This window comes from Streptomyces sp. NPDC059866, assembly GCF_042731325.1.
GTDB classification, from domain to species: Bacteria; Actinomycetota; Actinomycetes; order Streptomycetales; family Streptomycetaceae; genus Streptomyces; species Streptomyces flavusporus.
Window position 1 is genome coordinate 1 of record NZ_JBHWJT010000080.1, and the last position, 14231, is coordinate 14231.

Genomic DNA, 14231 nt, shown 5'->3' on the forward strand with positions numbered 1-14231 from the left:
TGCGGAAACACCATGTCCAGCAAGTCGTCACACACTGCGGACCATGCCACCGAAGTGACATTCGGTCACCCCATCACGAAAATCTTGACTGAGCCTGGCGATGACGCCGCCACGCGCCCGCACGTGGGGCCGGCGCGGGCAGACTCCCGTGGTGCGAGTGCGGGGACGGTCCCGGCGACGGATCCCGGTCGCCGCGATGTGCTGCTACCGGCCGGGCGAAAGGTCCCGGCTGATCTACCGGCCCCGCTTCCACCTGCTCCTCAAAGGCGCACGCAGGAGTTTTGCCTGGCAGGACTACCGTGACCTCCTGGTCCGCGCGCACCTGCAACTCGGCGCCCCGATCGTTGTCGTCTGGGACAATTTGAACACCCACCGTGCTGCCGGGTTGAGCAAGTACGCCGCCGACCACGAACGGCTCACCATTGTCCGACTTCCCTCCTACAACCCGGACTTGAATCCCGTGGAAGGCATCTGGTCGTGGTTACGGCGCGGGCCGATGGCCAACACCGCATTCACCGACTCCGACCACCTCACCCGCACCCTCCGCCGAGGGCTCGCCCAGATCCAGCGTCACCCCGAGCTCATCGACAGCTACCTCAGCGAAACCGGACTGACTCTCACCCCAGATCCCCCGAACGCAACCCGAAAAGGTCAGTAGTGGACGTATCTGTGAGGCCGCGAGACACCGTCAGTCGGCGGCACCGCCGACGTCAGCACCGACCTTGTACACATCCTTGACCTTCACCTCGGTGACGCCGCGTCCCTCGGGGAACACGGCTCGCCAGTCGCCGATGACGTGCAGCTCGTCGGTGCCCATCGCGCGGACGACCATCAGACCCTCGTCGTATGCCCGGTGGGCCTTCCACCACAGGTTGACGAAGGCCTGTGAGCGGATGAGGTGCATCCAGTCGGTGCGGTACAGCTCCCGGTTGTAGTTCGACTCCCCCATCGTGGAGACGAACTTTGAGTACATGGCCTTGACGTACTCCAGCGTCACCTCGTCGTCCTCAGCGATCGCCCGCTCCCGGGCGTCCTTCAGCGCGACGCGGAACTTCTCCAGCAGACCCTCCGTGGCCCCGGAGGTCCAGGACTCGTGGATCTCCGGAAGGTCGCACAGCCCGTGCTTCGGGCCCGCCAGGCGCAGCAGCAGGCGCAGGGTCGGCTCGGTCACCCACAGCGGGCCCGGCTCGTCCCGGCTGCCGATCGGGTTGGGCAAGTAGGCGTCGTGCTCCCAGACCGGCGGGGTGATCAGGTGGACGCCGGCGCGGCGGCGGTCGTGGTGGTTGCCGGTGGAGTGCTCCAACTGGCCGATCGGCAGATGGGTCTTGAGCGCGGACAGGTAGGCGCCATTGATGTCGAGCGCGGCGACCTCGTGCTCGCCGGGCGGCAGTTCGGGCCTGCTCCACTTGGGGCGGGCCTCCCAGATCTGGTCGACGCCCCGGGAGGTCTGCTTGCGCAGGATGTCGGGCAACCATGGGTGGGCGACGATGTCGTACCGGCCGCCCTTGCGGGTCTCGTCCAGCAACGCCATCGCGTCCGGGATCGCCCGTTTCACCAGCGCTGCGGTCGCCGCTTCGACGTCGCCGGAGTGCGCCGCGAGAGCGGCCGCGACAGCGGAGGCCGATCAGGTCCGGGGTGTCGGCGGTCTTCAGCCGGCGGCCGACGGGCACGACCTTGACCCCGCGCGCCGCAGGGCTGCCCTGCCTCGCGGCGGACGCCGGCCGATGGGGCTCCCTCTGCGGAACAGGCCTCTCCGGCCGCGCGGGCTCGACCGTCTGGGTGGGCCCCGCCGTGCCGCACTCGGCGGGATCCAGGTGCTGCGGGAACCTGCGACCTGGTGAGAGGCGGGCTGCCCGCACAGCACACAGGGCTGAGGCACGGGCAGGGCCTCAACGTCGTCCTGACCGGTCTCCTGCTCAGCTTCCGCCGCAACGACGTCCGCCGGTTCCTCGGCCGGTGCATCCTCAGCCGCAGCGGCCGACAACTTGGTCAGCGCTCCCTCGAGGAAGTACGCGTACTTCTCCCGTACTTCACCGCTCGGTTCGCGTCCGGACTCCCAGCCCCCGACCGTGGACGGGCTGACCTTCAAGGCCTGCGCGAGCTGAGCACGCGAAAGACTCAGTCCTTCGCGCAGGGCGCGACGCTCCTCGGCGGGCGGCAGCGGAACCTCTTTCTTGGCCCCGGCGAGCAGAGCGTCGATCGCGTCGAAGTCCGTCATCGGGCTCCCCCGTCCTGTACGACCGCAGGGCGTGTGGTGGTGGCGTGGCGGCCGGGAACGCGGCGGCGTTCCGCGGGCAGCGACTCCGCGGCCCGGGTGGGTCCCGCCAGGAGTTCGAGGACGTCGATCCCGTAGTGCGCGGCGACCGCGTCGCAGTCGGCCAGGCTCCAGGCGGCGGTTCCGGACTGACGGCGGCTCACCTGGGCCTGACTCACTCCCAAGGCCGCGGCAAGATCGGTCTGGGACTCGCCGGTCGCGTGCAGGAGCGCGGCCACCGCGGACCGTACCCGCTCATCGAGACTCATGCCCATAGTAACGACTATGCCACGTAACTCTCATGCATGATGCGTATATCGCATCACATTTCTCTGAGGGGAGCGGAAGATCTCGATGGCCTCGTCGAGAGGCCGGGGGTCGCCGTCGAGATGCGCCAGCCGCTCCGGACCGAGGGCGAGGTCCATCAGGTACTGCTCCCGCTCGTCCGTGTCCGGCGGTGTCTCCGCGAGCAGTGCACGGGAGGTCGCGAGAGCCTCTTCGAGGTGGCGCCTGTTACGGGTCCGGCCGGCGTGCAACCGCAGTGCGGCGCTGAGCAGCGTACGGGCATTGCGGTGCGGCGAGTGCCGGGGGAAAAGAGCTCGACGGCCTCCCGGGCGTACCGGATGGCGTCCGTGAGCGCGGTCGGCCCTTTGAACTCGACCGCGCCCATCAGCAGGACGCACAGCCGCTGAGCCACGTCCGCACGGATGCGGTCGAGGCCCGCCGGCAGACCGTGAGCGCGCCGCAGCACGCTGATCGCCTCGTCGAGTGCGACGGGGTCACCGCAGCTTTCGTAGGGCTGTATGAAGGGGACCGGCTGGGCGATCAGGTACTGGGGCAGGTGGACGTGATACTGCGCGGCGGTCGAGCTCATCTCGGTGGCCGTGGCGATGGCCTCGTCGAGCAGTTGGGGACGGGGATCGTACTGATGGAGGAAGGTCAGCGCGTTGGTGAGGGCGACGAGCAGTTCGCAGCGTTCGGCCGAGCCTGCTTCCGACGCATGGACAAGCCCGCGCACCACAGGAACGAGCCGCGCGAGCTCCTCGGGAGACACGACGTTCGCCGCGACCGCTTCCCGCCACAAGCCGACCAGGAGACACAGAATCCGTGCCACGCCGAAGCGGTTGGGGGAGACGGCCTCGCTCGCCACCCGCAGCGCCTGCACGGACTCCTCCACGTGGGCTCGCCGCCCGGTATGAAGGTAATGCTCATGCAGGAGGTATACGTGAGCCGCGAGCGTATCCGGGTGATCGGGGTGCTCGGGGCTCGCGGCGTGGCTGCCTCGTCGTGACAGCTCGAGACGCTCGTCGAGCACGTCCGCGTCGCCGGTGCCGCGGTATTTCTCGATCAGCGCGAAGACCAATGTGCCCAAACAGTTCGGGTAGTTGGCGTGTCCGGGTGGGGTCACGGCCACCGCGGCGCGGGCCGTGCGCAAAGCCGCCTCGCCGACGCCGAGGTCCCCCGTCAGAGCCGCGAGGGTGTGCAGAGCAGCCGCCAGGTTCTCGTAACAGAGACCGTAGTCGGCGTGCTCCGGCGGTGTGAGGCCCACCGCCCGTCGTCCGGCCCCCACCGCCCGGGTCAGCCCGGCCATGTCGGTCCTCGGCAGGTACCGGGTTCTGAGCGCCTCGCAGAGGTTGCTGTGGGGCATCCCCGGGTCGGGGTGCCCGGGTTCCAGCGGGGCTTCGGCGGCTCGGGTGTACCACTCGACAGCTCCCACGATGTCCTCCGTGCGAGCCGTGAGCCTGTAGCGCATGGAGAGAGAAGCCGCGTGATTGCCGGCCCTCTGGGGCCAGCTGGGGTCGTCCTTGGGTGTCTGCTCCACTGCCTGGCGGCTGTACTCCACGGCCTCGTCGATGCGGTCGAGCCTCGGTGACAGCCCGTAGGCGACGCGCAGGGCCACCGCGAGGCGCTCGTCGTGCGGCCACTGTTCTGCATTCACCCGGAGCGCCGCAATCGGGGGCAGAGCCCAGTCCTCTTGCCAGTTGATGAGCTGGGCCCGGGCTTCCGGCCAAGTCAACACCCATTCCACGACGTTGAGCTCCCTGGCCATCCACGGAAAGCAGTCCTGGATTTTTTCGTCACAGGCGAGAACGTCCCAGCGGTGGTCGCTGAGGTGGATCCCCAGGTCGGGCTCTGCTCGACAAGGGCGAGCAGAGCAGGTGGCAGTGGAGAGGCGGGAGGCGGCGCTCCTCGCGTTCCTCCGTGAGCCGCGCACCGTCGAGGAGATCGCCGAGCACGGGCTGGTCCACCTGCCCACGTCGAAGGGTCGCACGTGCGCCCGGTGGAGCGGAGGACGGCGGCGCAGCACCTGGACCGGTTGATCACCGGTGGGCTGGTCGCGCAGGTGGAGGAGGGGCGGTTCCGCGCGGTCCAGGCCGCTTCTGCCGGTTGACGAGTTGTGAGCCGGTCGGCCCAAAGCGTCTCTGATCAGCTTAGTGATCCCATGTCAGACGTAACGTCTGGCGTGGGTTCTGCCCATCGTGGAGGGGTGGCGTGGGCGTGCAGGTGGAATCCTGCGCCCAGTGCTGCTCCTCGTGGCCGGTGTCGGCGGGTGGGGGGTGTGCTGATCGTCGTCACGCCCTGGTGCCGGTGGGCTGCGCGGGGCAGCGTCCTCCGGCCCGTGGGTGCGTGCCCCTCCGGACGCTTGCCCGCCGGACCCGAGGGGCCGGTGGGGGAGGGTGCCCTGCGTCGCCTGGGCGCGGGGCGTGTGTTCCGGCGCCGGGTGGGGCCGGTCTTGGACCGGTCGGCCCGGCGAGTCTCGGCGGTCGGGGTGATGACCGCCTTCGTTTCGAGTTGGTCCACCACCGTGGGGATCACCATCTGCCCGGTGGCCCGGTCGGCGACGGTCCTGGCCTGGTGCGTGAGGCCGCGTGCGGCGATGCGCTGCCATGCGCCGTGGTCGCGGTCGCCCTGCCAGCCGCATCCGGCACGGTCGGGGCAGACGGCCCACTTCCAGCCCGCCGTGGTGGGGCGGTCGGGGGCTTTGCGGTGCCGCAGCGGGGTCAGGCACCGGGGGCAGTGCCGGGAGGTGTTGCGGGGCGGCACGGTGACGACGGCGATCCCCGCTTCGGCGGCCAGGTGCCGGATACAGTCGGCGATCTGCCCGCGCACGGTCTGGGACAGGCGGGTGTTGTGGGTGCGGCCCATGCCGCCCGCTTCCATCGACCGCAGGTCTTCCAGGTAGATGACCGTGGCGTGGGCGGCGATGGCCTGGTCCACGGCCCAGCGGGCGGCGGCCCGGGCGAGGGCGTCGTTGAGGTTCGACCTGCGGTCGCCAACGCGCTGGAGCTCCTCGCGGAGCACCTCGTGCTTGCCGGACAGCTCGTGCTGCTCGTCAGCGTCGATGAGCCGCTGGTACTGGTCGGCCTTGGCGTGCAGGGACTCGGCCAGGCGCCGCAGGCGGTGCTGCCTGGCCAGGATGCCGGCGGCCCGGAACTGGGCGCCGTGGCCGAGCGCGGTGATGTGTCCGTCGCCGTGCAGCCGGGCCGCGCCCGCGGACAGCAGGGTGTTCAGGCCCCAGTCCACGCCGAGGGCGACCGTGTGGCCGGTGCGGCTGGTCCTGGGGACGGCGTGGGTGTAGGCCAGGTCGGCGCGCGCCGTCCCGCCCGCAAGGCGGAGGGTGGGCAGGTGCAGCACCGCACCGGGCGGGACCGTGGGCGGCAGCGTGACGGGGCAGGCCACCCACGTCCAGTCCCGGTAGGAGGGCGGGTCGGACCGGGTGGGCAGCTGCAGGCGCAGCAGCGCGCGTTGTGGGTCGCCTTCGCCGCGTTCGAGGGTGGCCTGCTGCCCGTCACACGCCGACAGCAGCAGCATCCGCGCCGCCCGGGGCGGGGCCTCCAGCTCGAACACATCGGCCGGCAGACGGCCGTGCTTCGTGACGAAGGCGGTGATCTGCCGGGTGCGGGAGCGGATCACGCTCGACGGGAGATACCGGCCGCCGGGCACCGCCTCCCGCACCCGGTCCCACTCCTCAGGCGTGCGCCTGCCCGGATCGCACGGCCACGTCTCAAGGACTGCCCACGTCAGCTCGGCCCGCCAGTTCGCCGAGCGCAGAGCACGCCCGGCCTGCTCCTGGGCCATGCGCACGATCCGGTCGTTGACCCTCACGCCCCCGGCCGGGGCGGCCGTCCAGCCCAGCCGGCGCAGCGCCATCCACGCATTCGACGGCAGCCTCCGCCCGCCCGCATCCTCACCCGCAGCCAGCACGCCCACATCGGCGGCACTCCAGTGCTCGGCCAGCAGCTCGGCGGCCATGCCGGAGACCAGATCGGCGGCCCAGCCGACCCGCTGTGCCAGCGCAGCGGCCGACAGCACCTCACCCGTCTTCTCCACCACGCCCGCCCGCAGCAGACCCCGGGCACAGGCGGTCCGGGCCGTCTCGCCCTCACCGAGCGGCAGCTTCCGGCTCACCGGTCTCCCCTTCCCGCCCGTAGTGCTGTCATCCGATCAACGACACTCCCGCGAAAAGGTCACGCATTCGAACTGCACACTCAGATGCGACACCGAGACCAGCACCCGACACACGGCAGGACACCGACGGACGACACATCGCTACGGATACCAAAGGAAACACGTGAGCCTCACAGCAGAGGTCACCACCCAGGCAGTGAGCCCTCCCTGTGATTGCTCAGGGCTGGGCTCGGGCGATGAGCAGCGCGATGTCGTCCTCACCACCGGGCGACTGCAGAATTTCCAGGATGCGGTCGCAGGTGTCTTCCAGTTCGTGGCCACGTGTCGCGGTGAAGGCGTCGAGGAGGTTGTCCAGGCGCGCGTCGATGGGTTCGTTTCGGATTTCGACCAGGCCATCGGTATAGAGGGCTAGCTCGTCGCCGGGGCGCAAGGCGATGGTGGTGGCCTCGAAAGGGACTCCGCCGACGCCCAGCGGTGCCCCGGTGGGAAGGTCGAGCAGCTGGGCTGCGTGGCCGACACGCAGCAGCACCGGGGGCAGGTGGCCGGCGAGGCAGATCTCGCACTGGTCTTGGTGAGGGTCGTAGACGCAGTAGATGCAGGTGGTGATGGTCTGCTCCACACCTTCGGTCAGGTGGTCCAGGTGATGCAGAACCTGGGCGGGGGCGAGGTCGAGTTCGGTGAAGGCTCGGGCAGCGCTGCGGAGTTGCCCCATGGTGGCGGCGGCATTTATGCCGCTGCCCATGACGTCCCCGACGACCAAGGCGGTTTTGTCCCTCGGGAGAGGTATGGCGTCGTACCAGTCGCCGCCGATCTCGCTCGTGGCGCCGGCGGGCTGATAACGGCAGGCAACCTCCAAGCCCGGCAGGTGCGACGGGAGTTCGGGAAGCAGACTGCGCTGGAGGGTGAGGGCCGCATGGCGCTGTGCCTGGTATCCGCGGGCATTGTCAATGCAGACCGCGGCTCGGGCGGCCAACTCCCCGGCGAGGAGCGCGTCGTCGTCGTCGAAAGGCGCAGGGTTCCGGGTGCGTATGAGGTCAAGGGCGCCCAGGACTTCGCCCCGGGCTAGGAGCGGCACGGCCAGGTAGGAGTGCACGCCGGCGGCCTCGAGGAGGGAGGCAGCCGTGCCATGGCGGGCGATGCGCTCCAGATCCCGACGAGTGGTGTGGGGCACCAGAACCGGTCGGCGAGTACGCACGCACTGGGTGATCAGGCGGTCGATGTCGTAGGTGGCGAGTCCCTCCGGCGGGTCGGCCGCGCGGGCCGCCTCGGTGGAGTAGGCCGCGCTGACGGCGAGGGCGCGGAAGGCCGGGCCCTCATATGGTGCGGTCCGACCGTCGAGCGCGCTGTCGAGTACGTCCACAGCGGCCACATCGGCCAGGACTGGTACGACGATGTCGGCAAGCTCGCGCGCTGTCGTCTCCAGATCGAGGGTGGTACCCACACAGGCGGAGGCCTCGGCGATCAGCGCCAGCCGTTGCCGGGCCTGTGTCGCCTCTGCAGCGGCTCGATGACGCTCGGTGACGTCGATGACGGAGTAGGCCAGGCCCAGCACCCTCCCACCGGAATCCTCCAGCCGGTAGTACGAGACGGACCAGGCATGCTCGTGGTCCGGGTCGGCGGGGGGACGACAGACGATGTGCCGGTCCACGACCGACTCGCCCGTCTCAAGGACACGGCGCAGACGTGCGTCGGGGTCCGTGTCCAGGAAGGTCAGAACCTCACCGGCCGGCCGGCCGAGACGCTCGGCGGCGGACTGACCGGTGATGCGTTCGAGAGCAGGATTCACGGCCAGGTAGCGCAGGTCCGGGTTCAGAATGGCCAGCCCGATCGGGGACTGGGACACCAGACGCATGGCCAGGGCGGCATCTCGCTCGACCTGTTCCACAGTTGCCTGGTCCGCGGCAAGGCCGAGGGCGTAGACGCCACCGACGTCGTCCAGCAGCCGCATGTTGCGGAACTCCACCAGGCGGGTGCTGCCGTCCTTGTGCCGGATCGGGAAGGCCCCGGCCCAGTCGGTACCGGATTCCATGACCTCGGCGAACAGTCTGATCACCTCGTCCCGGTGCTCCTCGTGGACCGTCAGCGGAGCCGCGTACTGACCCAGCGCTTCCCCTGCGGTGTAGCCGAACAGTTCCTCGGCCTTCGAGCTCCAGAAGACCACTTGGCCCTGCGCATTCAGCACCACTGCAGCGACGCTGAGCAGATCGAGCAGGCCGCTGGGTGGTGTGAGGGGACCCGCCCCTGACCGGTCGTCGCCTGCTCGGGAGGAGTCCGTCTTGCCCATGCCTCATTTTCCCTCCCGCTCGGTGCCTCGGCTCGTGCCATTCCGCGGGCGCTCTGCCTTCATCCATGTCGTCCCGGACCGAGGCAGCACACACCTGGACCGGCTGATGGACACATCGGTCAGCCGTGGGTGATCGTGTGGACGCGAAGGGGAGCGGCAAAAATTCACATGATGATCGTTCCGGTTTTGCTGTCGATGCGATCAAGAAGCACCCCGGCCAAGCAGGCGGACGAGCAGACGAAGTCCAATGCTGCTGACGATCTCGAGTGCGGCCCGGAGCGCGAGATCCGACACCCGGCCCCGAGGAGGACAGCGAAGCAACAAACCTGCCGGGACACGATCGGAACCGCTGCGGCCGGATCTTCCCCCGCAGCAGCGTCGGCGAGCCGGCGCCGGGGTCGCTCGCCAAGACCGCCCGATCGGCACCAAAGGGCGGACCTCGACGCAGCCCGGGAGAGGTGAAGGCGGCCGCGAGACCGCTCCATCGGCACCCTCGGCCTCAGCCTCCCTGAGGTCGCCGAACAGCCGATGTCGGACGGCCTTGAACCAATGGGCTCGAAATAGACCTTCCTGTCGCTCGTGCCTTTCCATTCCACTCCCGAATACGCCCCGCCAGGACACGGCCGGACGCCGGGGGCTCGATGCACGAAGGCAAGGCAGCGGGCCCTGCCCGCAGACCTTCACACCACGACAGCTCTCGACACCACTGGCCCCAGGCCCTCGCCTTGCCGAGTCCGAGCGCGGCAAGCCGGGGCATGGCGAGACAGGCGAGAGCCGACCGGGGACAGCCGTTTCAAGGCCTGCTCCAAGGTCAACAGCACGCCACGCTGTTCGACCCGATCTTCGAAAACCGCCCCCCCGTGTCGCCGAGTGGGAGTTGCCCGCCCGGTCCCGCAAGCCGCCGCAACCGCTCGTTCCCTCGCCTCTCAGCGGCTCCACACATGGGCCCTGAACGACCTCGTGTCCGGCAGACCATCGGCGGTCGCCCTGTGTGAGCAGGTGGCAGTCACGCGTGCGGTTGTCGTCCGTCGTGCGGCACGGGATGCTGAGGGAGCAGGAAGGGAAGCGGTGTCATGGATCGTTTTCCGAAGGCTGCCAACGTCGATTTCCACAGTCCCTTGGAGCTCTCCAAGGCCGCCACCGCGGTGCTGGACGACGAAGGCCGCATTTCCGGGTGGGGATCCTCAGCCCAGCGCCTCCTCGGACATTCACCCGAGGATGTGCTGGGCCAGTCGGCTGCCCGGCTGCTGGCAGCGACCCCGGGGCAGCGCCCGGCCGCCCTCTGCAAGGCGCACAGGCCGCGCAGCACCGTCTTGGACCTCTGCTGTCGGGACGGACGTATCCTGCGCGCGGCCGTGACGTTCAGCCCGCTCGCGCACCGGGGCCTCGCTGCGACCGTCGTGGTCGCGGCCGACCTGGAGGCGCTACGCGGCTGGGAGGCGCAGCTGGCGGTGCTGCAGGGACTGGCGACCGAGTCTCAAGTGGGCCTGACGATCTTCGATACCGACATGCGCGTCGTCTGGGGAAACGTCTCCACCGATCTGGAACTCGCGGGGATCGCCCAGTACATCGGCCGACCGGCCGTGGATCTCTTTCCTGAAGGCGAATTCATCTCCCGCCACCACCCTCCGGACGAAGACCAGGTGATGGAGCACGTGCTGACGACGGGGGAACCGATCACCGGCATGCACTATCGCGGGCGTGCTCCCGCCGACCCGGTGCGCGAGCACGTCTGGTCCTGCTCGTACCACCGGCTGCTGGACGCTCGAGGCGAACCGCTGGGGCTGTTCGAGGAGTCCCTGGACATCACCGACCGCTACCGCGCCCAGGAACGCCTGTCGCTGCTGGTGCGGGCAGGAAAGCGCATCGGTGCCTCGCTGGACGTGCGTCGTACAGCCGCGGAGCTTGCCGACGTGGCGGTACCGCAGCTGGCCGACGAAGTACTGGTGGACCTGCCGCCGGCGGTCATCGAGGGACGGCAGCCGCCGACGGGCTCGGCGCCGGGACACAGTCTGCTGCGGATGCACGGCCGGACCCCGGAAGAGTTCCGGACCAGTCCCGTCTCCTACCCGCCCTCGTCACCGCAGGCTCTGAGCCTGGCCACCAGCCGCCCCGTCGTCGTCGCCTGCCCGCCCGACGTACCGGGCGAGGTGGGATCGGCCGCCTCGCACTCCTGCCTCTTCGTCCCGCTGCTCACCCGCGATGCAGTCCTGGGCCTTGCCACCTTCCGGCGCAGCAGCAACCCCGACCCCTTTGGCGCCGAGGAGCAGACGCTCGCCGTAGAGCTGGCCGAGCGGGCCGCCGTCGGCATCGACAACGCCCGCCGTTACACCAGCCAGCATGAGGCGGCCCTGGTACTGCAGCGAAGCCTGCTGCCACAGCACCTGCCCGAGCAGAGCGCGGTCGACGTGGCGTACCGCTACCTGCCTGCCGACAGTCGCGTGGGCGTCGGCGGCGACTGGTTCGACGTGATCCCGCTGTCCGGTGCCAGAGTGGGCCTGACCGTCGGCGACGTGGTGGGCCACGGCGTGCACGCGGCCGCGACCATGGGCCGGTTGCGCGCCACCGTACGGACTCTGGCCCTGCTGGACTTGGATCCGGCAGAGTTGCTCACCCGGCTGGACGACCTGGTCGCGCAGGACTCGGAGCCCCACGCGGGCGACGGGCTGAGCGACGAGGCGCTCGGGGTGACCTGTCTGTACGCGATCTACGACCCGGTCAGCGGCCGGTGCGTCTGGGCGAGCGCGGGCCATCCCCCGCCGATCGTGGCCGATGCGAGCGGCTCGGTGGCCTGGTCCGCGCTGACGCCGGGACCGCCCCTGGGGTTGGGCGGCCTGCCCTACGAGAACGTTGAGCTGAGCCTGTCCAGCGGCAGCGTAGTGGCGTTCTTCACCGACGGCGTCGTGGAGGACCGGCGCACCGATATCGACAGCGGAATCGACCGCTTGGCCCACGTGCTCACCTGGCAACGATGCCCAGTGGAGGAGCTGTGTGACCGGGCGCTGTCGACCGTGCCGCCCGGACCACAGGCAGACGATGCCACGCTGCTGCTCGTCCGCACCCGGCGGCTCGACGCCGACCATGTGGCGGACCTGGAGCTGCCGCCCGACCCGGCCATGGTGGCTCACGCCCGCACACTCACCGAGCGCCAATTGGCGACCTGGGGCCTGTCCGAACTGTCGTTCACCGCCGCACTCGTGGTGAGCGAGCTGGTCACCAACGGCATCCGGTACACCACCGGGCCCGTCATGCTGAGGCTGATCAGGGATCGCTGCCTGCTGTGCGAGGTCTCCGACAACGCGCACACCGCACCCCACCTGCGGCGAGCGCGTCGGGACGACGAGGGAGGCCGCGGCCTGTTCCTCGTCGCCCAGGTGTCCCAGCGGTGGGGCACGCGGTACACCTCGTCCGGGAAGACCATCTGGGCCGAGCTGGCCATCCCCTAGCGGTGGTTTGTCAGACCGGGCAGTAGAGGTCAAGAGGTCTGCCGTCGCCGACGGTGTGGATCAGTTCGTGGAGTGCTGGGGGTGGTGGCTTTGTCGACCATGCCCGCCAGTAGCGTTGCAGCGTGGCCCAGGCGTCAGCCAGCCACGGACGGCGCGGAGTGCCTGGGGCCAGCGGGCCGGGTGGGGCTGCTGGGATCTGAGTTTCCCCCTCTCCAACGGGCCCGGCAGTGCGTCAGGACCGGGTGACGGGTCGGCTGGGGTGGGCGGGGGCGGGGCGAACCAGGTGTTCCAGCAGAAGCTGAATGCGCAGTTCACAAGGGTCCGGTGGCGGCGGATCGCAGGGTCGGAGCGGACTTGGAAGTCGGCCCGGCCCAGTTCGTCCTTGACCTGTTTGTGGCTCTGCACTGCCGCATGCTGGGCACCGGCCACCGGTTCGGCGCCGGCCAGGCAGGTCAGCGTCTTGTTGCGATCGCGGGGCAGCAGCAGCCCGGCCAGGTACTCGCGAAACCCACGCCGCTGGGCCGGCGTCCCCGACCGCTCCAAGCCCCTGGCCCGAATCCAGATCGGCTCGATGGCCGGACCGGAGATCACCCTGCCCTCGTTCCTGCTGCGCGCGGCCGACCTGAACATCATGAGCTGGGGCCAGGGTTCGGTGACCACCGCCGTCATCGTCGCCGAACTCCTCGGTGATGCTGAGTAAAGTCGTCCCGTGTCTGCGAAGCATGCGATCACCGAGGCCATGGCCACAATCGATGACGCCGAGAGCGCGGCACGGTTCATCGAGTGGTTTGCGGAGCACTGGCTCAGCCCTCTTGGGGAAGGCGACGGGTGTCCAGCCGAAGAGATCACCGCGGCAGAACACCGTCTCGGTCTGCAGCTTCCCAACACGCTGACGTCCTGCTACCGCCTCTTGGGAAGGCGCAGGGACCTCACCAGCCGCCAGGACCGGCTGCTGCGTCCGGATCAGCTGCGTCTCGACGAGGACGTGCTGGTCTTTCGTGTCGAGAATCAGCACTGCGCGATCTGGGGTATTCGGGTCTCGCAGCTGGCGCAGCCAGACCCTCCAGTGGTTTTCCGTGAGCTCACCCGCGACGGCCGAACGCCGTGGCGGCCGTTCCTCGAGTGCCTGTCGCTGGCGGCGGTGGAAATGGTCCTCTCCGAAGCCCTGCTGTCCGCAGAACCTGATGACGACGTCTCCGACAACCGCGAACTGAACGAAGAAATCCTCCATGGGATCGAGGAGCACTTCGAGCGCCTGCCTTTTCCCGACTACCCCTTGTGGGCAGACCCCGATGGTCCGCCCGTCCGCTGGTTCGCCGGCACCGACCTGATCCTGCGCGACGACGCCCGGCAGTGGCTGTGGGTACGCAGCCGCACCACAGCACAACTCGGCACCTTCAGAGCAGCATTTCCCGGCGACTGGATCATGCATCCCGACGGACACCCCCAAGAATCGCTGCTTGACATCCATAGGGGCATCAACCTGAGCTGCCCCGAGTTTCGTAGAGTCCGGTGATCTTGTTTCAGGCGGACTGCGTGGTGCGTTCCCGGCTTCGCCAGAAGTCGCGTTCGTACTCGGCGGGCGGGACGTAGTCGAGCGCGGAGTGGAGCCGTTCCTCGTTGTACCAGGTGACCCACTGGAAGATCGCCCGCTCGACCTGGTCGAAGCCGGTCCAGGGTCCCTGCATCTCGATCAGCTCGGCCTTGAACGTGCCGTTCAGTGCCTCGGCCATCGCGTTGACGCTGATCGGAAAATCGATGTTCGGGAGGGCAGGCGGCAGCATCCGGGCCGCGTGCGGCCCGGATGACGGTGAGACGGGCCGGTCAGGCTGATGCC

Annotated in this window: 10 protein-coding genes and 1 pseudogene; 5 read left to right on the top strand and 6 right to left on the bottom strand. The window is 69.4% G+C overall.

The genetic code is table 11. The annotated features are described in order from the left end of the window. The first annotated feature begins 100 nt into the window (after positions 1 to 100). Positions 101 to 658 carry a transposase gene (locus ACFV7R_RS45515; RefSeq protein ID WP_385276262.1) on the top strand — a complete coding sequence of 186 codons (558 nt, stop codon included), beginning with the start codon at positions 101 to 103 and terminating at the stop codon, positions 656 to 658. Positions 659 to 688: 30 nt separating this feature from the next. Here the strand turns inward: ACFV7R_RS45515 and ACFV7R_RS45520 are convergent. The 3 genes and pseudogenes from ACFV7R_RS45520 to ACFV7R_RS45530 all read right to left on the bottom strand — a co-directional run bounded on the left by ACFV7R_RS45520 (position 689) and on the right by ACFV7R_RS45530 (position 4304). Further along, a pseudogene (locus ACFV7R_RS45520) lies at positions 689 to 2218 on the bottom strand (helix-turn-helix domain-containing protein). Next, a complete protein-coding gene (locus ACFV7R_RS45525; protein ID WP_385276265.1) occupies positions 2215 to 2529 on the bottom strand; it encodes a helix-turn-helix domain-containing protein in 315 nt (104 codons plus the stop codon). Before ACFV7R_RS45525 ends, ACFV7R_RS45520 begins: the two are co-directional and overlap by 4 nt. 149 nt (positions 2530 to 2678) lie before the next feature. Then, positions 2679 to 4304, bottom strand: a complete 1626-nt coding sequence (locus ACFV7R_RS45530) for a hypothetical protein (protein ID WP_385276267.1) — start codon at positions 4302 to 4304, stop codon at positions 2679 to 2681. Positions 4305 to 4413: 109 nt separating this feature from the next. Between ACFV7R_RS45530 and ACFV7R_RS45535 the strand changes: the two genes are divergently transcribed. Continuing rightward, positions 4414 to 4575: a hypothetical protein gene (locus tag ACFV7R_RS45535; RefSeq protein ID WP_385276269.1), complete on the top strand. Its 162-nt coding sequence runs from the start codon at positions 4414 to 4416 to the stop codon at positions 4573 to 4575. A gap of 106 nt (positions 4576 to 4681) precedes the next feature. On the opposite strand, the gene ACFV7R_RS45540 is transcribed toward ACFV7R_RS45535, so the two are convergent. Next, the gene (locus tag ACFV7R_RS45540) at positions 4682 to 6664 is read right to left on the bottom strand and encodes a zinc ribbon domain-containing protein (protein ID WP_385276271.1); all 1983 of its coding nucleotides are present in this window, start codon (positions 6662 to 6664) and stop codon (positions 4682 to 4684) included. Positions 6665 to 6881: 217 nt separating this feature from the next. Further along, positions 6882 to 8948: a SpoIIE family protein phosphatase gene (locus ACFV7R_RS45545; RefSeq protein WP_385276274.1), complete on the bottom strand. Its 2067-nt coding sequence runs from the start codon at positions 8946 to 8948 to the stop codon at positions 6882 to 6884. 1073 nt (positions 8949 to 10021) lie between these two features. On the opposite strand from ACFV7R_RS45545, the gene ACFV7R_RS45550 reads away from it, so the two are divergent. The 3 genes from ACFV7R_RS45550 (at position 10022) to ACFV7R_RS45560 (ending at position 13910) form a co-directional block, all read left to right on the top strand. Next, positions 10022 to 12394, top strand: coding sequence for a SpoIIE family protein phosphatase (locus ACFV7R_RS45550; protein WP_385276277.1), 2373 nt, complete (start codon positions 10022 to 10024; stop codon positions 12392 to 12394). A 460-nt stretch (positions 12395 to 12854) separates the two neighbouring features. Next, on the top strand, positions 12855 to 13094 hold the full coding sequence (locus tag ACFV7R_RS45555; RefSeq protein ID WP_385276280.1) for a hypothetical protein: 240 nt from the start codon (positions 12855 to 12857) through the stop codon (positions 13092 to 13094). Positions 13095 to 13103: 9 nt separating this feature from the next. Then, entirely contained in the window at positions 13104 to 13910 is an 807-nt protein-coding gene (locus tag ACFV7R_RS45560; protein ID WP_385276283.1) for a hypothetical protein, read from the top strand. A 7-nt stretch (positions 13911 to 13917) separates the two neighbouring features. Here the strand turns inward: ACFV7R_RS45560 and ACFV7R_RS45565 are convergent. Next, a partial coding sequence (locus ACFV7R_RS45565) for an integrase core domain-containing protein (RefSeq protein WP_385276286.1) occupies positions 13918 to 14231 on the bottom strand: 314 nt, incomplete at its 5' end.